Source organism: Hirschia litorea, from assembly GCF_042665075.1.
GTDB lineage: Bacteria > Pseudomonadota > Alphaproteobacteria > Caulobacterales > Hyphomonadaceae > Hirschia > Hirschia litorea.
Genome location: NZ_JBHTBR010000002.1, coordinates 517,353 through 541,355 on the forward strand (window position 1 = coordinate 517,353; position 24,003 = coordinate 541,355).

Consider the following 24,003-nt stretch of genomic DNA (forward strand, 5'->3'; position numbering starts at 1 on the left):
ATACAAGTCTTTAAATGACCTAATCGTTTTAAATTGGAAGGTCGTCATCAATGACTGACAACTCTGCAATAGCATCTCTTAAAGATCGTCGTTTTGTTCATTTGCGAGTTAGGTCGGCCCTGTCTTTGCTTGGATCAATGATCAAAGTTAAAGACCTGTGCAAGTGGGCAGGGGATAATAGTTTGGCTGCGTTAGCGGTCACCGACGATAATAATATGTTTGCTGCATTGGAGTTATCTGAAACTCTAGCCCCAATGGGGGTTCAACCTATTATAGCAATCACCCTTCACATCTTTAACGAGAAAGACCCTTCAACCCCTCCGTCTGAGATCGCTTTGTTCGCGCAAAATGAAATCGGCTATAAAAACATGATGCTATTGACGACTAAGGGATTTCTTGAATCTCCCCAAGGCGGAATTGGTGTGTTTATAGAAGATGTGCTGCAACTTTCAGAGGGGCTGATATGCACGACTGGTGGAGGAAATGGTGAAGTAACACGTTTGTGTGCAGCGGGCGCTAAAGAAGAGGCTAAGGAGTATCTAAAACGTTTAAGTGATGCTTTCCCTGATCGGCTATATGTCGAACTTCAACGCCATCAACGCCTAGACGAAGATTTAGCGGAGGCTCTTCTAGTCGATTTAGCCTACGAATTAGAATTACCGCTCGTTGCCACGAATGAAGCGCGCTTCATGTTCCGCAAACAGCATAAAGCGCATGACGCTTTGTTGTGTATAGCAAACTCGACTTACGTCTCACAAGATGATCGTCCCAAAGCAACACCAGAACAATATCTAAAAACAGAAGAAGAGATGATTTCTTTGTTTTCGGATGTTCCTGAGGCAATAGATAATACATGTGAAATAGCGCGTAGATGTTCGTATAGACCAGCTTGGCGCAACCCAATTCTACCTAACTTTACAGGAGAAGATGGCGATGAGGGTGAAGAGTTAGATCGCCAAGCCCGAGAAGGCCTCAAAATGCGCCTGTCTTCAGGCATCCTCTATGAAGAAGAAAGTGTATATTGGGAGAGGTTGGATTTTGAGTTGGGCATTATCCGCCAAATGGGGTTTCCTGGATATTTTCTTATCGTCTCTGATTTTATTAAATGGGCCAAGGACAATGATATTCCGGTTGGGCCGGGGCGTGGGTCTGGTGCGGGGTCACTCGTTGCTTGGGTTCTTACTATTACCGATCTGGACCCTTTGAGGTTCGGGTTGCTTTTTGAACGTTTTTTGAATCCTGAACGTGTATCAATGCCCGACTTCGATGTCGATTTTTGTCAGGAACGTAGGCAAGAAGTCATTGAATACACAAAAAGAAAATATGGCGCAGATCGCGTTGCAATGATCATTACCTATGGTTCGCTTCAAGCGAAAGCGGTCATTCGAGATGTAGGACGGGTATTGCAATTACCATTTGGCCAAGTTGACCGTCTATCAAAGCTAATTCCGTTTAATCCTGCTAATCCACCTACATTGCAAGAAGCAATCGACGGTGAACCCAAATTTCGTCAAGAAATGCGAGAGAATGAGGATGTAAAAAATCTAGTTGAAACCGCATTAGAACTTGAAGGGCTATATAGGAATGCCGGTACGCACGCAGCTGGTGTGGTTATTGGTGATCGTCCATTAGTAGAGTTAGCGCCGCTCTATAAAGATCCCAAGTCAGATATTCCTGCCACTCAGTTCAATATGAAGTGGGCAGAACATAATGGGTTGGTCAAATTCGATTTTTTGGGTTTGAAGACTCTTACTGTCATTCAACGCGCTCTAAAGTTTGTTGAGAAAGAGGGAAAGTCTCTCACTGAAAAATGGTATACCTTTGATGATGAAGAGGCGTACAAACTGTTATCCTCTGGGCAAACATTAGGGGTCTTTCAGCTGGAATCTACAGGTATGAGGGACACCCTGCGCAAGGTGAAACCAGACTGTATAGAGGATATCATCGCGTTGATATCACTCTATAGACCAGGGCCTATGAAGAACATAGACACCTATGTTGCACGTAAAGAGGGCAGAGAAGAGATTGATTATCTTCATGATGATTTGAAACCTGTTTTAGAAGAGACATACGGAGTAATTGTTTATCAAGAACAGGTGATGCGCATCGCTCAGATATTGGCAGGCTACTCACTCGGGGAAGCTGACCTTTTACGGCGAGCAATGGGTAAGAAAAAACCTGAGGAAATGCTCAAACAAAAAGTCCGTTTTTTAGAAGGCGCTGCAAAAAAAGATGTTTCAAAAGAGCGGGCGGAATTCATTTTTGAGCTCGTAAACGAATTTGCCGGGTATGGTTTCAACAAGTCTCACGCTGCAGCATATGCTGTTATTGCTTATCAAACGGCCTATTTAAAAGCTAAGCATCCGGTAGAATTTCTTGCGGGCTCGATGAGTTTGGATCTGACAAACACTGAGAAACTGGCCGCATTTTTCCAAGAGATAAAACGCCTGAAAATACAAGTTGTTACACCAGATGTAACCGAGTGCAACGCAGATTTCGATGTGCGTGATCAGAAGATATACTATGCGTTAGGGGCGGTTAAGGGGGTCGGCAAAGAGGCGATGCTCGACGTTGAGAGAGCACGCAGTGAGAAAGCCTTTGAAGATATTTTTGACTTTGCAGAGCGCGTAGACCCTCGCCAAATCAATAGACGTGTATTTCAAGCTTTATCAAAATGTGGTGGGTTCGATGCTCTCGAAAGCAATAGGGCAAAAGCATTTCAGTCGTCAGAAATTCTTGCTGCTCTTTCAAACACTGCAAGTAAGGATAGGAATTCAAATCAAGATAGTTTGTTTGGGAATGAGCCGCCTATTCATCCACCATTGCCCAAAACAGCTCCTTGGAGTTCTGAACAAAGGCTAGATAATGAACTGGCAAGTGTGGGTTTTTACCTCTCTGGTCACCCCCTAGACGATATCTTAGAAGGTCCTGCCCGAGACCGCATCGTACTTTCTTCTCAAATGATGGAGTTAGGCCGAGAGAGAGCTGCTCTTGAAATGATTGGAGTTGTTAAAGTACGTGTCGAAAAACCATCTATGAGTGGAGGGGGGAAGTTTGCGTATATCACACTGTCTGACCCCTCAGGTGAGTACGAATTGTTTGTTGCTCCAGAGGTATTGGCGGAAACCCGAGATTATTTTGAAGTAGGAAACCGCGTTAATGTTCATGTAAAAGTGCGGCGGAAAGACGATGAACTAAGGTTTTCTGTTGATGGAGCTAGGCCTCTGGAAAAGGCTGCGCTGGGGGCACCCGCGCGCCTATGCGTCCGAGTTGGTGATTTAACCAACATGGAGGACTTGGCCAAAGTTACGAATGAATTGGCGAATATAGAATCGCAAACTCTGGGTATAATCCAAGTTGAGTTGTTGTTGGAGGATGGAAGGCTAATAACGGTTGAGTTGGACGGGGTTTACCCTATGGATTACGCAGCCATGTCAGCTCTAAAATCAGTTGTTGGTGTAGAGAGAGTACTGCCAGTCGCTGCTTAATTTAATTAGATTTGAATTGATGGGTTGCCAGTGAGGTAAAAATGATTATAAGCGCGCCTTATTCCGACACGTAGGTTATTTTCCGGTGCTGAATTGTTTGGCCAACCTACGGCGGCTAACCGGATAGGAAAATTGATATGGCACTACCTGAATTTACAATGCGTCAGCTTCTAGAAGCTGGTGTGCACTTTGGACACCAAAAACACCGTTGGAATCCAAAGATGGACCGTTACATTTTTGGAGCACGGTCAGGCATTCACATTTTAGACCTTTCTCAAACAGTCCCATTATTGCACCAAGCTTTGGTGCAAGTGCGCGATACTGTTGCTAAAGGTGGACGTGTTCTTTTTGTGGGAACAAAACGTCAAGCTTCAGAAGCTGTTGCTGAGGCAGCAGAACGTTCTGCTCAATATTTTATGAATGACCGCTGGCTCGGTGGAACTTTGACAAACTGGTCAACTGTTTCAAAATCTATTCAACGTCTTCGTGAACTTGATGATCTTCTTGGTCAGGGTGACCGTACTGGTCTTACTAAAAAAGAGCTTTTGAAGTTGACACGTGAGCAAGAGAAGCTTCAGCGTGTTTTGGGTGGTATCCGCAACATGGGTGGATTGCCAGCTCTTATGTTTGTTATTGATACAAATAAAGAGTCTATCGCTGTCAAGGAAGCTCGCAAGCTTGGTATTCCCGTTGTGGCAATCGTTGATACAAACTGTGACCCTGAGGAAGTAGACTTCCCGATCCCAGGAAATGATGATGCAACTCGCGCCATCCAACTTTATACAAATTTGATAGCTGACGCAGTTCTTGATGGTCTAGCTGAATCTTCGATGGAACTAGGTGTAGACCTTGGTGAGGCTGAAGATTTCTCTGAAATAGCTTTGGAAGCCGGTGAAGAAGCTTCTGAGACTGAAGAGAAGCAGGCATCTGAAACTCCAGCTCAAGACGCGTAAGTTTCGCCTTATAATTTAACCACTCATTTATCCTGAGAGAGGTAACTGACATGGCCACTATTACAGCTGCACTCGTTAAAGATCTGCGTGAAAAAACCGGCGCAGGTATGATGGACTGTAAAAAAGCACTATCTGAGACAGATGGTGATGTAGACGCAGCAATCGACTGGTTGCGTGCAAAAGGCTTGTCTCAAGCAGCCAAAAAAGAAGGTCGCGTTGCGGCAGATGGCCTTGTGGCTGTTGCTACTGATGGAAATACCGGTGCAGTAGTTGAAGTGAATGCGGAAACCGACTTCGTAGCAAGAAACGAAGGTTTCCAAAAAGCAGTTACAGGAATTGCAAAATCTGCTGTTTCAGTAAAAGGCGATTTTGATGCCCTTACAAATGCACCAGCAGTAGATGGTGGTGAAGGTACTATTACTGATCAACTAAAGCGGATGGTAGCGACCATCGGTGAAAATATGAACCTGCGCCGTTCAACAGGTGTTACAGTGGATAAAGGGGCTGTAGCTTCTTACATTCATGGTGCTGTAGCTGACGGTATGGGAAAGATCGGCGTTATTGTTGGCTTGGAGTCTGAAGGTAACACAGAAGTGTTATTGGATGTGGGTCGTAAAGTTGCGATGCACATTGCTGCGACTAATCCTTTAGCTGCAACAAAAGAAGAGTTGGATCCAGAAGCTGTTGAGCGTGAGCGTCAGGTGCTAACTGACCAAGCACGTGAGTCTGGTAAGCCTGAAGCAGTCATTGAAAAAATGATTGAAGGCCGCATCCGTAAGTTCTACCAAGAGGTTGTTCTGGTAGAGCAAGCGTTTGTGATGGATCCTGACCTTACAGTGGGGCAGTTTATTGCGAATTCTGCTAAAGAAGCAGGTGCACCAGTGTCCCTAAAAGGTTTCTCTATGCTGCGCTTAGGTGATGGTATTGAGAAGAAAGAAGAAGACTTTGCTGCTGAGGTTGCTGCTGCAACAGGTAAATAAAGTTTGTTTCGAGCTTGAATAGAAGCGGGGGTAGGAGATAAATGTCCTGCCCCCGTTTTTTTATGTGATAAATATTGAGATAGAGCAGGTAAATCAAAATGGCATCCGAAATTCAATCTCCGAAGTACAAGAGAGTCTTGTTGAAAATTTCCGGTGAAGTTCTTGCTGGTAAGGCAGAGGCGGGAAAAGAAAAATTTGGTATTGATATGGAAGCCTGCTTTCCAATCGCCCAAGAAATAAAAGAAGCAATTTCTGCGGGGACCGAAGTTTGCCTTGTAATCGGTGGAGGGAACATCTTTCGAGGCCTTAAGGGCGTAGGGCAAGGTATGGAGCGTGCGCAAGCTGATTCAATGGGGATGCTTGCGACAGTTATGAACGCTCTGGCTATGCAAGGTGCTTTGGAAGAGATTGGGGTAGCTGCTCGAGTTCAATCTGCTGTTGAAATGCCCAAGATTTGTGAACCATTTATTCGTCGTAGAGCTATTCGACACATGGAAAAGGGAAGAGTAGTGATTTTTGCGGCCGGTACAGGTAATCCCTTCTTTACAACTGATACTGGTGCTGCACTACGTGCCGCTGAGATGGGTTGCGATGCGATGTTGAAAGGAACACAAGTTGACGGAGTTTATACTGCTGATCCTAAAATAGACCCTGATGCAACGCGTTTTGAGAATTTAGGTTATATGGATGTCTTGAACAAAGAGCTTCGCGTTATGGATGCGACTGCTGTAAGCTTAATGAAAGAGAATCACATACCTATTGTTGTGTTTTCTATACATAACAAAGGGTCACTTGCAGAGGTGCTTGCAGGTAATGGGGTGTGTACAGTTATTCAAAATTAACTGAGTGCATCTTCAATGAATAAAGGAAAAGTTTATGCCAATCGATATGAAAGATTTAGAGCGCCGTATGGAAGGTGCGATTACTTCGCTCAAGACTGAGTTTTCAGGATTGCGTACTGGCCGAGCTTCAGTAAACTTATTAGATTCTGTCATGGTAACTGCTTATGGTGCACCAACACCCTTAGCACAGGTTGCTTCTATTTCGGTACCAGAGCCTAGAATGATAGCCGTAAACGTCTGGGACAAGACCGTTGTCGGAGCTGCTGACAAAGCGATTCGTGAAGCTGGACTTGGGTTGAATCCTGTTATGGATGGGCAGAATTTGCGTATTCCAATCCCTCCGCTAAATGAAGAACGTCGCGTCGAGCTCGCTAAAATTGCAGGTAAATATGCTGAATCAGCTCGAGTAGCTGTGCGGAATATTAGACGAGATGGTATGGATGCGTTGAAGAAAATGGAAAAAGACGGTGAAATCTCCAAAGATGAGCAAAAAGCTCAAGAAGATTCCGTTCAAAAGCTAACCGATAAATTTATTGCATTGGTGGATGAGGCTGTAAAAGCTAAAGAAGCCGAAATCATGCAGGTATAAGTTGTTGAACAGCCCGAAAAAGCCATTAAATGCACAACGGCCTTCCTCTGAAATTGAGGGGAAGGCTCCTAACCATATAGCGATAATTATGGATGGGAATGGAAGGTGGGCTAATGCTAAAGGGCTGCCTCGCATTGCAGGACACAAAGAAGGTGTGGAGGCGTTAAGGCGGACTGTTGATGCGTGTAAAACGCTAGAAATCAATCATTTAACTGTGTTTTCTTTTTCTACTGAAAATTGGCGCCGCCCTAAGGCAGAGGTAGATGCTCTTATGGGGCTGTTAAAGCTCTTTGTTAAGAAGGACTTGAAAAGACTGCATCAAGAAGGCGTTAGGATAAGAATTCTTGGAGCGCAAACTGGCTTACCTAATGGAATGCATGCGTTGATTGAGGAATGTCATGAGCTGACAAAAAACAACACAACGTTTAATGTAAATATCGCTTTTAACTATGGTGGTCGTGCTGAAATTGTAGAAGCAACTCAAAATATCGCTAGGTCTGTAAAAAGTGGACAATTGGATCCTGAAAGTGTCGATGAGACACTATTGCACTCTTTTATGTGGTCAAGCGAACTTCCGGATGTGGATTTGTTAATTAGAACCAGTGGTGAGTTACGAATTAGCAATTTTTTGCTTTGGGGAATAGCCTATTCAGAGTTAATGTTCCTAGATGTTTTGTGGCCTGACTTCGGGCGAGATGATTTGGAGCGGGCAGTTGAAGGTTTCAAAAGTCGAAATCGACGCTTTGGTGGGTTGTAACCTTCTAACAATGCAAAATCCTACACAATACAGGATAGATTGGTTCCTAATAGGGAAAGAGGAGGCAGTATGAGTTTGTCAGCCTCATCTAAAACTGGGAATTTTACAAAGCGCATTTTGGCAGCGATTGTGTTGGCTCCAATCGGCATATGGGCAGTGATGACTGGTGGTATAGGGTTGATACTTATCACTGGCGTTGCTGCTATAGTGTGTGCTTGTGAATGGGCGTTGATGGTTAGTCATAATCTTCCCAAATGGAAACGCATTTGCATTTGTGCTGTCTTGTCGAGTGGAGCTTTAACTGGTGTATTAGTAGGAAGCTATCATGGACTTAGCATAGTGCTGGCAGTTTCCGCTGCAGCTGGCCTGATAGCTTGGGTAATAGGCGTTGTATTTAGGAATAACCCTGCTTCACTGTTATTTGGCGCAATATACGTATCTTTACCCTTTGGGGCATTCATCTATCTACGAGAGTTCTCCGACAATGCACAAATGATGATGATTGCGATTTTCGTAATTGTGTGGGGGACCGATTCAGCAGGTTACTTAGCTGGAAAGGCCTATGGAGGTCCCTTACTGTCTCCCAAGAATAGCCCTGGAAAGACATGGACTGGTGCTATTGGGGGCGTAATATATGCAGCACTGGCAGGGGCTGCTGTTTCAAATCTAACCCAAACTTCTTTGATATTATGGCTTGTATGGGCAATTTTTCTCTCGATAGCTTCTCAGCAAGGAGACTTGCTAGAGTCTAGTTTCAAGCGTCGCTTCGGTATAAAAGATATGTCTAATATTATTCCCGGCCATGGCGGGTTATTGGATCGCCTTGATGGCCTTATGGCTGCCGTTACAGTGGCTGCTTTGATTAATATGTTCTTGCCTCAATTCGTAGCTGGATTGATGGGGGAATAAAGGTGTCGAAAATTAAAAGAGTTTCTTTGCTAGGTGCTACCGGTTCGATCGGAAAATCTACATTATCGTTATTGACACAACAATGTAACGGAATGCCTGAATTCCAAGTTGTCTCTCTAAGTGCTCAATCAAATGTTAGGGCATTGGCGGATGCAGCAAAAGCCACTGGAGCTGAATTTGCAGCTATTGGTGATGGTTCTTTGTTAGAAGAATTAAGGGCTTTGCTAAAAGGTACTAATACAGTGTGCGGTGCTGGAGAGGGGGGCGTTATCGAAGCTGCTTCTCGACCATGTGAAACACTCGTGTCTGCGATAAGTGGAGCTGCGGCTTTGAAGCCTACTTTAGCAGCGATTAGGCAAGGAAGTAATATTGCTCTAGCAAATAAAGAAAGTATCGTATGTGCCGGTACTTTATTGCTGGAAGAAGCGCGAAAGCATGGCAGCCAAATTCTTCCTGTTGATTCAGAACATAATGCTATTTTTCAGGTGCTTGATGTACGGAAGCGTATAGAAAAGCTTGTTCTGACAGCTTCGGGCGGACCTTTTAGAACCGCTTCTTTAGAAGAAATGAAACTTGCAACATCGGCGCAGGCGATCTCTCATCCAAATTGGTCAATGGGGGCGAAGATATCAGTTGATAGCGCTAGTATGATGAATAAATCTTTGGAGCTTATAGAGGCTTCCTATCTATTTGATATTCCTGAAAGTCAGATCGATGTGTTGATACATCCGCAGTCTATTATTCATAGTTTGGTTGCTTACGATGATGGTTCCGTCCTGGCGCAACTCGGTATGCCGGATATGCGAACACCAATTTCGTATGCTTTGTCTTGGCCAAACAGAATGAATGTTCCAGGCGTGCATCGTTTAGATTTAGCACAAATTGGGGAACTTAATTTCGAAAAACCGGATCCGATTCGTTTTCCGGCTATTGAATTGGCAAGAAAATGTTTGGCTTTGGGAGCTTGGGCACCGAACGTTTTTAATGCTGCAAATGAGATCGCAGTAGATTTGTTTTTGAAAAACAAAATTGGATTTATGGATATAACCAGTGTTACTAAATCCGTTCTTGAGCGATTTGAACTCGGCGAGTACGGTACAATGAGTGACCCGAAAAATTTTGAAGATGTTTTTGAGTTGGACAGACTAGCAAGAAAACAAGCATTAGAAGAAATACAGGCATAGAGTCTGCATACTAAAGATATCTGTACGTAGAGTAATTAAAGGACGCCCCTGTAAATGGACATTTTTGTCACGCAGTTTGAGAGTTTGTTTTCAATCGTCTCATCAGTTGTTCCATTTATCATTATGATTGGAATAGTGGTTACTATTCATGAGCTTGGACATTATTACGCGGGCCGAATCTTTGGAGCAGCTGTAGAATCTTTTGCGTTCGGTTTTGGGCGTTCTCTATTGGAAGTTACGGATAAGAATGGAACGCGTTGGCGGCTTAATTGGTTGCCATTGGGTGGATTTGTTAAATTTGTTGGAGAGGCCTCACCTGAAGAGCTCCAGAATGAAAATTATCGTGCTCCGATAGGAAAGAAATATACTGAACTCGCTGCATGGCAGCGAGTAATCGTTTCATTGGCTGGGCCAATCGCGAATTTTATTTTGGCAATAGCCTTATACGCATCGATCTTCGTTTCGTTTGGGAAGCCAGTTTTTGGTGACGTAAATGTTCACTCTATAGCAAGTGGGAGCGCAGCGGAAATAGCTGGTGTGATGGTTGAAGATAAGATCTTAGCCGTTGATAATAAAAAAATAAGCAACGCAAGTGAGTTGATCGAGGCAGTTGCTTACAGTGCTGATGAGCCTGTTGTTTTGACGATAATGCGAAGTGGTGAGCCTCTTTCTTTAACGGTCACTCCTAAGCGAGAAGTTGTGATCAATGAACGTTTGGGAATAGAAGACGAAATCGGGCGTATAGGCGTTGGTGTATCTGCTGAATTGGTCTCAATTGAAAAAGTTCCGGTAATTGAGGCTATCGGTATTGGAGCTGACCAGACCGCTGAAGTAATTAGAAAAACAATAAAAGTTCTAAAACGCCTTATTTTTGGCAAAGATAGCTTCGAGAAAATGCGTGGCCCGTTGGGAATTGGGGATATAGCCGACCGGGTTGTCGATAGTAACATGAAGCGAACGGACATTGATTTAAAAGAAAAGTTAAATAGCACGTTTTGGCAAATGTTAGAGTTGATAGCGATGTTCTCAGTGAGTATCGGTTTTTTCAACTTGCTACCTATTCCTATGCTAGATGGCTATTCAGCGTTGCTAGGTTTGTACGAAGCTGTCGTTGGATCTGAAGTTTCTCTGCGTTTTCAGGATTATCTGTTGCGCGGGGGGCTTGCAGTCGTCGGACTTTTCTTTATCGCTGTTACTTGGAATGATTTAAGGCGGCTTGGGCTGCTGGATGTGTTTAGCAGCCTGTTGTCATAGTAATATGAATAGGGCATTGCAGGGCGTCTTTAGGCGTGTAGAGGAAAAAAGTATGCGGTCTTTGTTCGCAAGTGCTTTGGCGTTGACTACATCAGCGAGTGCTTATTTTGCTATTGCAGAAATGAGTGGATCAATCACAGCACAAGCTCAAGCTACAAACCCGGAAGCTATTTCCAGAGTTTTGGTGGAAGGCAATCAGCGTATTGAAACGCGTACTGTATTGTCATACCTACTTGTCGAGCCGGGCGATTCTTTTGATACAGAACGTTTGGATCTTTCTCTTAAAACACTTTTTGCGACCCAATTGTTTGCTGATGTGCTTTTTGAAAAACGCGGAAACGACCTTGTAGTAAGGGTCAGTGAAAATCCGATAATAAATCAGGTTATCTTTGAGGGTAACCGATCTATTCGACAGGACAAGCTAGAAGAGGAGACGGAGGCTGCTCCTCGTGAAGTTTTTACGCAAGCACGCGTACAGCAAGACGTCCAAAAAATTCTGGAAGCCTATCGCAAAGCTGGGCGCTTTGCTGCATCGGTTACTCCTACATACAAACCACTGGCTCAAAACCGCGTTGACCTAATTTTTGAAATTTCTGAAGGACCCAAAACAGGTGTAAAGTCTGTTAACTTCATCGGTAATGAAGTTTTTAAAGATAAAAAACTGCGCTCTGAAATCGTAACCAGACAATCTCGTTGGTGGAGAGTTTTTGAGTCCAATGACAACTATGATCCAAATCGGATGGAATATGACAGAGAGCTATTACGTCAATTCTATACGAATGAAGGTTATGCTGACTTCCGAGTTACTTCTTCCGTAGCAGAGCTCACTCCCGACCAAGAGGATTTCTATGTTACTTTTACTATCGAAGAAGGCCCCAAATTTAATTTTGGTGAAATAGAAGTTGAAACGACACTCGAAAAGCTATCCACTGCTCGCCTTAAAGCGATAGTCCCAACGCGGTCCGGTAATCTGTACGAAGCAGATTTGATAGAGAAAGCAGTTGAAGCAATTACCTTTGCAGCTGGTAGTGCTGGCTATGCTTCAGTGGATGTAAAACCACGTATCGAGCGGAACAGAGAAAATAATACGGTTGATATTACTTTCGTCGTAGATGAAGGGCCACGCGTTTACGTTGAGCGATTGGATATTATTGGAAATACTCAGACGCTGGATCATGTCGTGAGACGCGAGCTGCTGCTAGCTGAGGGTGACGCATTTAATAGAATCTTATTAGACCAATCTCGCAATAGGATACGTTCGCTTGGCTTCTTTAAAGATGTGACGATTACGGAAGAGCCTGGTACAGCACCTGACAAAACTATTGTAAAAGTCGCTGTTCAGGAGCAACCAACTGGTGAGTTGGCTTTCTCTGTAGGTTACTCGTCTGCAGACGCATTTTTAGTATCTATTTCAGCCACACAACGAAACTTCCGTGGACGTGGTCAATCTTTAACGGCCAGTATTCAATCAACACAGCGCCAGAAGAACTATGAATTCAGGTTCACTGAGCCAAGGTTTCAAGACAGGAATATGGCGGCTGGGTTTGATCTTTTTGCATCAGAGACAGATTATTTGAATATTGCAGGGTATTCAAATAGCGTTATCGGAACCGGTTTAAGGTTTGGGTTTCCATTGGGAAATCGTACTCAATTGGGGTTGAGGTATAACCTTCGATCAGATTCATTAGAATTGGGCCAGATCCGGAATTCTGAAGGTGAGTTGATAAATCGTTGTGATGATCCGACCCAAATTGGTTCGTCCATATGTGACCAAGAAGGAGATTTCATAACTTCTTCTCTAGGCTATTCGCTTATTCGTGACCATCGTAATGATCCAATTGATCCTACTGGTGGATATCGCATCACGTGGCAGCAAGATATTGCAGGCTTAGGTGGCGACGTAAATTACTTTAAGCAAGAAATTCAAGCATCAACCTATAAAGGATTGTTGCCGGGAATTACTCTGACTAGTTCTTTAAGTGCTGGTTTGATTGAAGGCTGGAACGGCGATGATATTCGGGTGAATAACCGGTTTTACAAGGGCGGGAATTCATTCCGAGGGTTCGATACGGCAGGTGTAGGTCCACGAGAAGTTCAGTATGAAGCCAATGTCTCGAACCAACTGCTTGAAACGGGTGTAGAAGGCGATTTTGTGCGTCCATATTATTTCAATGACAGTACTAATTCTCTGATATTTACTGATACCTACACTGTGTCTACGACTGCCGATGATGGAACCGTTACAACTGAGACATTTCAAGCTCCGTTGGCAACGCAAGATGAAAATGGGATCAGAGCGGCGACAGATGGCGATGCAAATACTTTATACCAAGTTGCTGCTACGGACGAGAATGGCAATTTAATACTTGGAGATATCAGAGCTAAGGGTAATGCTCTGGGGGGGAAAGCATTTGCCATCGGATCGTTAGAGATGTCTTTTCCAATTCCATTCGCACCGGAAGAAATGGGAATTGGCGCTGCCTTATTCTCTGAATTTGGAACAGTAGGTCTGCTTGATGATAGCGATAGAAATCGTATTACAACATCTCGTGCTAACTTAACTGCGGAGCAGCTAGAAGCGCTTAGATTTTCTGACCAAATAGTTATTCAAGACGACCTAAGTTTGCGGGCAAGTGTAGGGGTAAGTGTCTTTTGGGATTCTCCTTTTGGTCCTATTAGATTCGACTTTTCAGAAATACTTGCTAGTGAAGAATATGACCGGACAGAAAGTTTCCGGTTTAGTACACGTACCCAGTTCTAGGAAAATCAGAACATGTCATTAAAAAAACTATTCGTCGCGTTTTCTACGTTGTTCTTTGTTTCTCCGATTGCAATGCAAGCTGTCGCACAAACAAATGTTATGGTGATTGATCAAGCAAAGATCATGACCGATTCTAAAGCGGGTAAAGATATTGCTAAGAAGCTCCAAAACATAGCTGAACAATTGAACAAAGAGCTGAAACCAACAGCAGATTCACTACAAGCAGAACAAAAATCACTTCAAGAGAAGCTTGCACCTTTGAATAAGAATGCCATTGCTCAAGATAAGGCTTTGGTAACTCGTATTCAAAATTTCGAAAAACGCTCAGCTGAATTACAAAAGACCGGACAAATTCGTCAGGCTGAACTGGAGTTAACGAGAAGAGACGCTTGGAGTAAGTTCTTTGTAGCTCTCGAACCAGCATTGCAGGCTGCTATTGATGAGTCCAATGCGGATATCGTTATAGATCGTTCTTCGACAGTGCACACAGGTGATGGTGTTGATAAAACAGCGCTAATTATTTCCAAATTAGATGCATCTACACCAACAATCGCTGTGACAAAGCAATCTCTACCTAAGTCGAACAATTAAGAATTTAGGCAAGTAGACGTGCTGGATACTCAATTTTACCAATTACTGCCTGCACCTAGTATTGAAGAACTAGCAGTAGCAGGCGGTGCTTCTGTATATAATAAAGCTGCAAGTGCTAAATCACTTGCAGCTTTTGATTTAGCAGGTGAAGGGGATTGCACCTTTTTGGAGAATTCCAAGAATGTTGTGTTTGAAGATATAAAGGCCTCTGTTTGTTTTTCTCCTTTAGAGTTTGCAGATAGATTTCCTATATCAACTTCGGTGCTTACATGTGATCATCCACGTTGGAGTTTTGCTACCAGCTCATCACTTATAGCGGTGCCTTTAGGGTTTGAGTCCAATTCAAATCCAGTTGATCCCTCAGTTAAGATCGAGAGACGGTGTTCAATTGCTCCTAATGTAGTTTTAGGAAAATCTGCTGAGGTCGGTGCGGGTACCACCATCGGCGCTGGAACGGTGATTTGGCCAGGCGTGCGAATAGGTAGGAATTGTTCTATTGGTAGCAATGTCACTATTAAGTGCACTTACATCGGAGATAACGTAACCATTCAATCGGGTGCAGTTATCGGAGAAGATGGTTTTGGGCTTTCTATTGGAAAAACTGGTGCAATAGATACGCCTCACTATGGTCGGGTTATCATTCAGGATAATGTTAGTATTGGTGCCAACACCTGCATTGATAGAGGGTTGTTTGGCGATACCAGTCTAGGTGAAAACTGCAAATTGGATAATCAGTGTCATATTGCTCATAATGTGACTATCGGCGCGCATACAGTTATGGCTGCTCTTTGTGGGATAGCAGGATCTACTTCAATTGGAATAGGTTGCCAATTTGGCGGGGCTTGTAGCGTTGCAGATCATGTTGTTATCGGGAATAAGGTTAAATTAGCTGGTAACTCTGGTTTAATGTCTAATATTCCTGATGGCGAAACTTGGGGTGGGTTCCCAGCTAAACCATTGAAGTCATGGTTTAGAGAGAATGTTTGGCTGAGCCAGCAAGTACGTAAGCGTTAGTTTGGTAGGCCCCGTATTCGGTTTACGTTTTTTCCTTGAAAGTTATAACTCATGACTGTCACGATCCATCCTCAATCTTTTGTCGATCCAAATGCACAATTAGGCGAAAACGTCTCAATTGGACCGGGGTGTGTAATTGGACCACGAGTCTCCATTGGTGATGGAAGTGTGCTGCATAGCCACGTAGTGGTCGCAGGTAACACCGAGATTGGAAGCAATAGTACAATATACCCCTTTGCGGCGTTGGGGCACCCACCGCAGGACTTTAAGTACAAGGGCGAAGACACAAAACTATTTATTGGTAATAATGTTACCATTCGAGAGCATGTGACAATGCATTTGGGTACTGTAGTGGGCCGAGGGGAGACTCGTGTAGGCGACAATGGTTATTTCATGGTCGGGTCTCATGTGGGCCATGATTGCATTGTCGGAAATAGTGTAACTTTTGCCAATAACGCCACTTTGGGCGGTCAGGTTACAGTTGGTGACCATGTAATTATGGGCGGGCTTTCTGCCGTTCATCAGTTCTGCCGCGTCGGGAAACACGCTTTCGTAGGTGGTGGTGCTCCAGTGACAGGCGATGTGATTCCTTATGGAATGGTTGATAATCATGGTAGACTGGCTGGACTGAATCTAGTTGGGTTGAAAAGACGTGGATTTGGTCGTGATCAGATCAATGATCTTCGTACGGCTTATCGTCTTTTCTTCGCCACAGAAGGTACATTTCAAGAAAGAATTGATGATGCAGCACGTCTATACCATGATCAAGAATTAGTCCTTGAAATGGTTGGCTTCATTAGAGATGGCGCGAGCCGTCATTTATGTCTTCCCAAATAAGGTTGGGCTTTATGATACCTTCAAAATTAGGAATCATTGCAGGAAGCGGAAATTTGCCGCTGGCCCTAGCCACACACGCTGCAAATGAGGGGCGGGACGTTTTTATTGTAGGGATAGAGGGGTTTGCTGAGACCTCTCTTCTGGATAAATTTAAGCATAGTGTCATTTCTATAGGTGAAGTCGGCCGACAAATTTCTTCACTCAAACAAGCCGGTGTGGAAGAAGTTTGCTTCGCAGGTATTGTAAAACGCCCTGATTTCAAATCTTTAAAACTAGATTCAAAAGGCGTCCTTCTGCTACCTAAAGTCATTCGAGCTGCTTCTCAAGGAGACGATGCCCTTTTAAGGGTCTTGGTTTCAACGCTGGAGAAGGTGGGCTTCAAGGTGGTTGGTGCTGATGAGGTGCTAGGGTCTTTGTTGGCTCCTAAGGGGGCGCTTGGGAAGTTTTCACCTAGTAGCAAAGATATAGAAGATATCGATAAAGCTGCAGATATAGCTGCACAGATCGGCAAACTGGATATAGGTCAGGGAGCGGTCGTTTGTGATGGATTGGTTTTGGCTGTTGAGGCACAAGAAGGCACAGACCTTATGTTGCAACGCTGCGCAGAGCTTCCAGATAATCTTTTAGGAACAGTGAAGCACCCCAAAGGTGTTTTAGTTAAACGTCCAAAACCGGGGCAGGAGCGGCGTATAGATTTGCCTACAATCGGTTTAAAAACTCTAGAGGGCATTAAGAATGCCAATCTTGCTGGTATAGCTGTAGAGGCACACGCTGCACTCATTTTGGATAAGGAACAACTAATAGCCTATGCCGATACGAATAACATTTGGATATACGGCTTTTAGGAGAGCCTAAGGAAATACTGAAAGAGATTGTATCATGATTATCTACTTTGTCGCGGCAGAACCATCTGGAGATAAGTTAGCGTCAGAGGTGATAGAAAAGATAAAGAGCATTGCCCCTAAAACCACATTTTTAGGTGTTGGAGGCGAACACATGTTGAAACAGGGTGTTGAAACCTTGTTTGATACGCGTGATTTAGCTGTATTTGGATTGTTAGAAGGTGTGAAAGCCTACAAGACAGTAAAAAAACGTGTTGAGGAAACAGCACACGATATTCTCCATAAGAAACCAGATGCCGTAGTGTTAGTAGATTCTTGGGGTTTTATGTGGCGTGTTGCTAAGAGGGTTAAAGAGTTGGGTTATAATGGCCCAAGAATAAAACTTATTGGACCACAAGTTTGGGCCACACGCGCGGGCAGAGCTAAAACTCTTGCTGCTCATGTGGATCATCTGCTGTGCATACACGATTTTGAGGTTCCATTCTACACTCCATTTGGACTTGAGACGACAGTGATAGGAAATCCTGCTTTAGATCGGTGTGACGTTGGAGATGGTATTGGGTTTAGAAGAAAACATAACTTTAAGGACAGTACGCCATTGCTTCTATTGTTGCCGGGAAGTCGTTCTTCTGAAATAGTGACGGTGGCTCCCATATTGGAACAAGCGGCTGAACTATTCTCAGTGGATGTTGTTGAGGGGAAAGTTATTTGTGTAGCTGCTGGTCCAGTTCAACAAGCTATTGTTGAGCGTAGTAAAGGCTGGAATTTTCCTCATTTAATAATAACCGATGAAAATCAAAAAGCTGATGCTTTTGCTGCAGCAAATGTTGCATTGGCCTGTTCTGGAACGGTTACAACTGAAGTTGCTCTGCAAGGTACACCCTTAGTCGTTGGCTATAAAATCGGATGGATTAGCTGGGTAATCGCAAGACTATTCTTGATGAAGTCAAAGTTTATAACTTTACTCAATGTTTCAGCGGGAGCAGAAATAATACCTGAATTTATTCAGACACGGTTTACATCTAAAAAGTTGGCAAAAGCTGTCCTTGAGCTATTTCACAACCCTAACAAACAAGAAGCTCAAATATTGAATCAAAACTTGGCTTTAGAGGAGATGGGAAGAGGCGGCCGACCTTCGTCAGAAATAGCTGCGCGCAAAATAGTTGAATTAGTTCCAACAAAAAAGGGCTAGCTTTTTTAAGCTAGCCCTCTTCTCGTACATTTTACTAACGTTTATTCACTGGTAGGTAATCACGCTTTGCGGCCCCAGTGTATATCTGGCGAGGGCGGCCAATTCGTTGAGTTGGATCCTCAATCATTTCCTGCCATTGTGCCACCCAACCCACGGTACGTGCCAATGCAAACAATACTGTAAACATTTCAGTTGGGAATCCCATAGCCTTCAATGTTATGCCAGAATAGAAATCTATGTTCGGGTAAAGTTTCTTTTCTACAAAGTAAGGGTCTTCAAGAGCGATACGCTCTAGCTCCACAGCAACCTGTAAAAGTGGGTCGTTGTGAGCACCTACGGCATCCAATACTTCATGACAGGTTTTCTGCATAACTGTAGCACGTGGATCGTAGTTCTTGTACACTCTGTGTCCAAAACCCATTAGTCTGAAAGGATCAGATTTATCTTTTGCGCGTGCAATGTATTCAGGAATACGGTCAACAGTACCGATTTCTTGAAGCATTGTAAGGGCAGCTTCATTTGCTCCGCCATGCGATGGTCCCCAAAGACAAGCTATACCAGCCGCCATACATGCAAATGGGTTTGCTCCTGAAGAACCTGCTAAGCGAACTGTTGAAGTAGATGCGTTCTGTTCATGGTCGGCGTGAAGGATGAAAATACGATCCATAGCACGTGCCATTACTTCTTGAACTTGGTAATCTTCAGCGGGTACCGCAAAACACATACGTAGGAAGTTTGCAGCATATCCAAGGTCATTTCTCGGAGATATGAAAGGTTGTCCAATGGAGTATTTGTGTGCGCGCGCTGCGATAGTTGGCATTTTTGCAATAAGGCGATGAGCTGATATCAAGCGGTGCTGAGGATTATTGATGTCCAATGAATCGTGATAAAATGCGGATAGAGCACCAATTGCACCAGTTACGATTGCCATAGGATGGGCGTCTCTGCGGAACCCATCAAAGAAACGATCAAACTGTGTGTGGATCATCGTGTGATTTGTAATAGTGTGTTTGTACTCAGAGAGCTCGGCCGCAGTTGGCAATTCACCATTCAGGAGAAGATAACACACTTCTAAGAAGTCAGATTTCTCCGCTAATTGATCAATAGGGTATCCACGGTGAAGTAGGACGCCTTTTTCTCCATCAATAAACGTAATTTGACTTTCACAGCTGCCCGTAGAAGTGAAGCCAGGGTCTAGAGTGAAGTGTCCTGTTTGTTTGCTCAACGAAGATATGTCGATAACATCAGGACCGGCGGTGCCTGAATACACTGGTAAGTCTGCAGTTTTTCCTGCAACTGTTAAAGTTGCTTTACCGTTTGGTTTGACTTTATTTTCCATATCTTATCAGCCCCTTATAATTTAAGTGTTTTATCGGTGATGGGAGAGTCATGCACCGAATTTATTAAGTTGGTCGTCGATTCGACTTAGCGCCTCTTCACGCCCTAGCCATTCAAGTACTAGTCCAAGGTCCGGCGCTGGAGAGTTTCCAGTCAAAGCAGCGCGCAATGTTGGTCCAATTGCTCCTAAGCCTATACCTTCTTCTGTGCAAAATTGTGATAGCACAGCGGTCAGTTCTGCATTTTTCCAAACAGGTAAGTTCTTTAAGTAGCCTGACAATTTTGACAATCGTCCTATTGATTCCGAAGAGAACCGCTTCTTTAATTTACCAGTTATTTCTATTGGCCTAATATTCAATAGAAAATGCGTGAGAGTTTCCAATTCTTCTATTGTAGCTGCACGGGTCTTTAATTCCGTCATGGCAGACTGTATACGCGTTTTTATGATTTCATCCAATTGAGTGAAACCGTCGCGGGCAAATAAGAGATTGCAAAGCCGGATATTATCTGATTTGGCGATATAATGAGCATTTACAAATTTCAATTTATCGAAATCTAATCTAGCAGCTGATTTTCCAAGCGCTTCGGTACCAAACCAATTTATAGCTTGCTCAATAGAGATAATTTCATCATCACCATGAGACCAGCCCAAGCGAAGTAGATAGTTGTTAACGGCTTCAGGTAAGAACCCCATGTCTCTATAAGCTTCGACGCCGAGAGCACCGTGCCTTTTAGATAGCTTCTTCCCGTCAGGACCATGTATAAGTGGTACGTGAGCGAACTTAGGTAGGGTCCATCCCATTGCTTGATAGATGGGTATTTGGCGGAAGGTGTTGGCCAGGTGGTCATCGCCGCGGATGATTTGTGTAATACCCATATCGTGATCATCGACCACAACAGCAAGCATATAAGTTGGCGTGCTATCAGACCTTAATAAAATAAGGTCATCGATTTGTTCTGCATTAACACCGACATTTCCTTGAACGTCGTCAATGAAATCAATTCTGCTTTTGTCAGGAGCTCTGAGACGTACGACATAGGGAGCATTGGGGTCTTTAGGCGTTAATCCGTCTCTGTAAGGGGACCGATAAGCACTCAATAAAACATCTGCTTCTTTTTTTAACTTAGCCGCAAGTATGTCGTCACCTTGATTGGCTGCCTCTTTGGAAGCTGATCTCTTGGACTCACCTAATTCTTTTCGCTCGGCTAATTCTTCAGCACTCGTGTAACACTTAAAAGCTGAACCGCTTTCTATCATTTTTTCCGCGACTTCACGATGCCTATTCGCACGAGAAAACTGGAAATAGGGCTCATCATCAGATTCAACGCCTAACCACTGTAGCCCATTAAAAATCGCCTGAACGGCGTCTTCTGTTGACCGTTCTCGATCGGTGTCTTCAATACGTAGTAGAAATTTTCCACCATTGGCTTTTGCATAAAGCCAATTGAACAAAGCAGTTCTCGCACCACCAATGTGTAGGTATCCGGTTGGCGAAGGGGCAAAGCGGGTGATTACCGTCATATCGTCTTTCAAACATGAGCCTCAGAATGAGAGGGAAGCGTATTCTCGCTTCCGTCTGATTTACTGTCTGACTGAAGACCACATCCACGGCTATTTGGGCAAGTGGCCTTTCCGTCATTTTGCGTGTTTTTCTTAAGAATGTTGCAAAATGCGAATTTTTTTACTGAGTTTCTAGATAGGCATGCATTTCGATGGAGCATTCTTTACCCATTGAGTCTTATTGCTGGGATCACATTATATTTAAATTTTTGGTTTGAACCACCGTTCTGGACATCTGTTATGGCTTTGGCAGGAGCTGTTTTATTTGTTCGGCTAGACTTTTTTAGAAGCAATTTCGTTTTAAACTTAACAGCAATCTGTTTGGTCTTTTTTGCTCTGGGTTTTAATCTTATAAAACTTAGAACTTTCTGTGTAGATAAACCGATGATCCATTCCAGTATGGGGCCGGTTACTTTAGAAGGTAAATTGATCCAAATTGAAGGTGGCAACAACGGAAATAGATTGCGTATCCAAGTGGGTGCTGTCTCAGGGTTACCTTTAGCCGATACTCCTAAATTTGTGAGAGTTACGCAAAGGAATAACACGCAGCTAAGTCCGGGAAGATTATTGAGGTGCTTAGTATTTCTTTCTCCTCCTCCAAAGCAGATATTGGACACAGATTATAACTTTAGACGACAAGCGTTTTTCCAACAATTAGGCGGAGTGGGTTTTGTACTTGGTGAATGCAAGCCTATTGGTGTTGTAAATCTCAAGCAACCAAACGCATTTGAACAGCTGCAGGATAAAATAGCTGCGTCGAGGCATGCAATAGCTCTTCATATATACAAAGTCATAGGCCCACAAGCTGGTGGTATGGCAGCAGCGATGATTACCGGTGAGAGGAGTCTTCTCACCTCGCGAGAGCAAGAGTTGTTGCGCTCTGTTGGTTTAGCTCATTTGCTGGCGATATCAGGTCTCCACATGGGATTAGCTGCGGGTGTGTTCTTCTTTTTAATACGGACCAGCATCCCTTATTTTGAATGGATAACATTACGCGTACCTGTTCAAAAAGTGGCGGCGTTTGGTGCTATCTTAGGGGCAACAACATATCTCGTTATGTCAGGAGCTTCGGTAGCCACTCAGAGAGCCTATATAATGGCATTGATTGCTTTGGTGGCCATTCTTTTTGATAGACCTGCATTCTCGTTGAGAAGTGTTTTAGTCGCAATGTTTATAGTGCTGATTTTACAGCCTGAAACTGTAGTTACACCTGGGTTTCAAATGTCGTTTGCAGCGACTGCAGCATTGATAGCCATGTATGAAAACTGGCCGAGAAATAAGAGTAGCGGTAAATGGGGAAAGTTATCTAATTGGATAAGCTCTTTAGTCGCCACTTCCGTGACGGCATCTTTAGCTACAGCTCCTTTCGCGGCCTTTCACTTCGGACGTATCGCGCCGTTGAGTATTCCCGCAAACTTAATGGTAATGCCTATTATAAGCCTGTTATCTGCACCAGTAGCATCATTAGCATTGTTAGCATGGCCTTTAGGGATTCAAGACCCGTTCCTAGTTGCGTTCGGTGCTTCTCTTAATAAAGTTCTCGAAATTTCTCAATTTGTAAGCCAAATTTCCGTGGATGGAAGTGTTACGTTAGTTACACCCTTAATATTTGGGTGCTTGGTTCTTGGTATCGGTCTGAGTATTGTTTTTGACAGTTGGTTTAAGACTTTAGCGATTATTCCGATTATCATTGCGCTAGGGTTTGCATATTTTCAGAAAGCACCTATCGCCCATGTAGATGAGCAGGGCATTATTTATCTTGCCCAAGGAAATAGGTGGGTGCGAATTTTGCCTCAAGGAATGAGAAAAAAGCCATTAGCTCCCCTTAGTATCAAGGATAAACTAGAGGAGGGGAATATTGAAAGTTATCTGAATCCGGTATGGATCGACAATCCTGAATACAATGTGTCTGTAAATCAAGAATTGTGCACACCGCGTTTCTTAGAGAACGAAAATATTGATGACTTTAGTTATTTGAGATTGAGCAGAGGTAATTCAAATATCTGTTTACCCGTTGGCAGAACGGAACAAGCATCGCGTTTTACTGTTTTATCACGAGGCAATACTTTGAGTGTTCGATATTGGGGTGGGGGACATCAGAAGCGCCCATGGTCAGATTAAAACGGACGCTTCTGTATATGTAAAATCGTTCTCTAGGTTCTTAATGGTATTGGCGCACCAAAGCCACAAGTTTACCCTGTACTCTTACTTTATCTGGTCCGAATATGCGTGTTTCGTATGCTGGATTAGCAGCTTCTAAGGCAATGGAACCATTGCGCTTGCGTATTCGTTTCAAGGTGGCTTCTTCTTCATTAATAAGAGCGACGACAATTTCTCCAGATATTGCTGTGTCACCTTTGCGCAGAATTACAACGTCACCATCCAAGATACCTGCTTCAATCATAGAATCTCCTTGCACCTCTAATGCAAAGTGTTGATCAGGGTCCATATCACCAGATGGCATATTTACGCGGTCAGTTTCATTCTGGATTGCCGCAATGGGAACACCTGCTGCGATCCTGCCTAATACGGGAATTGTGCCTAAATTTGCTGAGGGCTCGGGAATGCCTTCTCTGCTAACAATTGCCGGGCGAAAGCTAGTGCGGCCGTTGGGTGGGGCTGAAGGAGTTGCACTTTCTGGAAGTTTTAGAACCTCAATGGCCCGAGCTCTATGAGGAAGTCTCCTTAAAAAGCCTCGTTCTTCAAGGGCTGTAATTAGTCTATGAATGCCAGATTTTGAAGCTAAATCTAGCGCTGCTTTCATTTCATCAAAAGAAGGAGAAACTCCTGTTTCCTTGATGCGTTGGTGTATAAACAGTAATAGTTCACGTTGTTTCGTAGTGAGCATAATAAATTGCCAATCCAAATTACGAGTCACGTAAAGTTCTACATGTGTTCTTGGTTTGGGTCA

19 protein-coding genes are annotated in these 24,003 nt (G+C 43.7%); 16 read left to right on the forward strand and 3 right to left on the reverse strand.

Features of this window, described 5'->3' with window-relative positions; genetic code table 11:
* The first annotated feature begins 50 nt into the window (after window positions 1-50).
* The 15 genes from dnaE to ACFQS8_RS02620 all read left to right on the forward strand — a co-directional run bounded on the left by dnaE (window position 51) and on the right by ACFQS8_RS02620 (window position 18,193).
* Window positions 51-3,488 carry a DNA polymerase III subunit alpha gene (gene dnaE, locus ACFQS8_RS02550; RefSeq protein ID WP_465262328.1) on the forward strand — a complete coding sequence of 1,146 codons (3,438 nt, stop codon included), beginning with the start codon at window positions 51-53 and terminating at the stop codon, window positions 3,486-3,488.
* Between the two features lie 137 nt (window positions 3,489-3,625).
* Window positions 3,626-4,441, forward strand: coding sequence for a 30S ribosomal protein S2 (rpsB, locus tag ACFQS8_RS02555; RefSeq protein WP_382165415.1), 816 nt, complete (start codon window positions 3,626-3,628; stop codon window positions 4,439-4,441).
* Window positions 4,442-4,491: 50 nt separating this feature from the next.
* Window positions 4,492-5,421 carry a translation elongation factor Ts gene (tsf, locus tag ACFQS8_RS02560; RefSeq protein WP_382165417.1) on the forward strand — a complete coding sequence of 310 codons (930 nt, stop codon included), beginning with the start codon at window positions 4,492-4,494 and terminating at the stop codon, window positions 5,419-5,421.
* A gap of 98 nt (window positions 5,422-5,519) precedes the next feature.
* A complete protein-coding gene (gene pyrH, locus ACFQS8_RS02565) occupies window positions 5,520-6,263 on the forward strand; it encodes a UMP kinase (protein WP_382165418.1) in 744 nt (247 codons plus the stop codon).
* A 34-nt stretch (window positions 6,264-6,297) separates the two neighbouring features.
* Window positions 6,298-6,852 carry a ribosome recycling factor gene (gene frr / locus ACFQS8_RS02570; protein ID WP_382165420.1) on the forward strand — a complete coding sequence of 185 codons (555 nt, stop codon included), beginning with the start codon at window positions 6,298-6,300 and terminating at the stop codon, window positions 6,850-6,852.
* Between the two features lie 4 nt (window positions 6,853-6,856).
* On the forward strand, window positions 6,857-7,609 hold the full coding sequence (locus tag ACFQS8_RS02575) for an isoprenyl transferase (protein ID WP_382165421.1): 753 nt from the start codon (window positions 6,857-6,859) through the stop codon (window positions 7,607-7,609).
* A gap of 69 nt (window positions 7,610-7,678) precedes the next feature.
* On the forward strand, window positions 7,679-8,518 hold the full coding sequence (locus ACFQS8_RS02580) for a phosphatidate cytidylyltransferase (protein WP_382165423.1): 840 nt from the start codon (window positions 7,679-7,681) through the stop codon (window positions 8,516-8,518).
* Window positions 8,519-8,520: 2 nt separating this feature from the next.
* Window positions 8,521-9,702 carry a 1-deoxy-D-xylulose-5-phosphate reductoisomerase gene (gene dxr, locus ACFQS8_RS02585; RefSeq protein ID WP_382165424.1) on the forward strand — a complete coding sequence of 394 codons (1,182 nt, stop codon included), beginning with the start codon at window positions 8,521-8,523 and terminating at the stop codon, window positions 9,700-9,702.
* A gap of 54 nt (window positions 9,703-9,756) precedes the next feature.
* Window positions 9,757-10,956 carry a M50 family metallopeptidase gene (locus tag ACFQS8_RS02590; RefSeq protein ID WP_382165426.1) on the forward strand — a complete coding sequence of 400 codons (1,200 nt, stop codon included), beginning with the start codon at window positions 9,757-9,759 and terminating at the stop codon, window positions 10,954-10,956.
* 52 nt (window positions 10,957-11,008) lie between these two features.
* Window positions 11,009-13,717 carry an outer membrane protein assembly factor BamA gene (bamA, locus tag ACFQS8_RS02595; RefSeq protein ID WP_382165428.1) on the forward strand — a complete coding sequence of 903 codons (2,709 nt, stop codon included), beginning with the start codon at window positions 11,009-11,011 and terminating at the stop codon, window positions 13,715-13,717.
* 12 nt (window positions 13,718-13,729) lie between these two features.
* Entirely contained in the window at window positions 13,730-14,308 is a 579-nt protein-coding gene (locus ACFQS8_RS02600; protein ID WP_382165430.1) for an OmpH/Skp family outer membrane protein, read from the forward strand.
* A gap of 18 nt (window positions 14,309-14,326) precedes the next feature.
* Window positions 14,327-15,322, forward strand: a complete 996-nt coding sequence (lpxD, locus tag ACFQS8_RS02605; protein ID WP_382165431.1) for a UDP-3-O-(3-hydroxymyristoyl)glucosamine N-acyltransferase — start codon at window positions 14,327-14,329, stop codon at window positions 15,320-15,322.
* A gap of 51 nt (window positions 15,323-15,373) precedes the next feature.
* Entirely contained in the window at window positions 15,374-16,159 is a 786-nt protein-coding gene (lpxA, locus tag ACFQS8_RS02610) for an acyl-ACP--UDP-N-acetylglucosamine O-acyltransferase (protein WP_382165432.1), read from the forward strand.
* Between the two features lie 11 nt (window positions 16,160-16,170).
* Window positions 16,171-17,004 carry an LpxI family protein gene (locus tag ACFQS8_RS02615; RefSeq protein ID WP_382165433.1) on the forward strand — a complete coding sequence of 278 codons (834 nt, stop codon included), beginning with the start codon at window positions 16,171-16,173 and terminating at the stop codon, window positions 17,002-17,004.
* A gap of 34 nt (window positions 17,005-17,038) precedes the next feature.
* Entirely contained in the window at window positions 17,039-18,193 is a 1,155-nt protein-coding gene (locus tag ACFQS8_RS02620; RefSeq protein WP_382165435.1) for a lipid-A-disaccharide synthase, read from the forward strand.
* 34 nt (window positions 18,194-18,227) lie between these two features.
* Here the strand turns inward: ACFQS8_RS02620 and gltA are convergent, their stop codons facing one another.
* Both gltA and gltX read right to left on the reverse strand, forming a co-directional pair.
* On the reverse strand, window positions 18,228-19,532 hold the full coding sequence (gltA, locus tag ACFQS8_RS02625; protein WP_382165437.1) for a citrate synthase: 1,305 nt from the start codon (window positions 19,530-19,532) through the stop codon (window positions 18,228-18,230).
* Window positions 19,533-19,580: 48 nt separating this feature from the next.
* The gene (gene gltX / locus ACFQS8_RS02630; RefSeq protein ID WP_382165439.1) at window positions 19,581-21,053 is read right to left on the reverse strand and encodes a glutamate--tRNA ligase; all 1,473 of its coding nucleotides are present in this window, start codon (window positions 21,051-21,053) and stop codon (window positions 19,581-19,583) included.
* A gap of 279 nt (window positions 21,054-21,332) precedes the next feature.
* Between gltX and ACFQS8_RS02635 the strand changes: the two genes are divergently transcribed.
* Window positions 21,333-23,213, forward strand: a complete 1,881-nt coding sequence (locus ACFQS8_RS02635; RefSeq protein WP_382165441.1) for a ComEC/Rec2 family competence protein — start codon at window positions 21,333-21,335, stop codon at window positions 23,211-23,213.
* Between the two features lie 40 nt (window positions 23,214-23,253).
* On the opposite strand, the gene lexA is transcribed toward ACFQS8_RS02635, so the two are convergent.
* Complete coding sequence (gene lexA / locus ACFQS8_RS02640; RefSeq protein ID WP_382165443.1) at window positions 23,254-23,940, reverse strand: transcriptional repressor LexA; 687 nt, start codon at window positions 23,938-23,940, stop codon at window positions 23,254-23,256.
* Window positions 23,941-24,003: the final 63 nt, after the last annotated feature.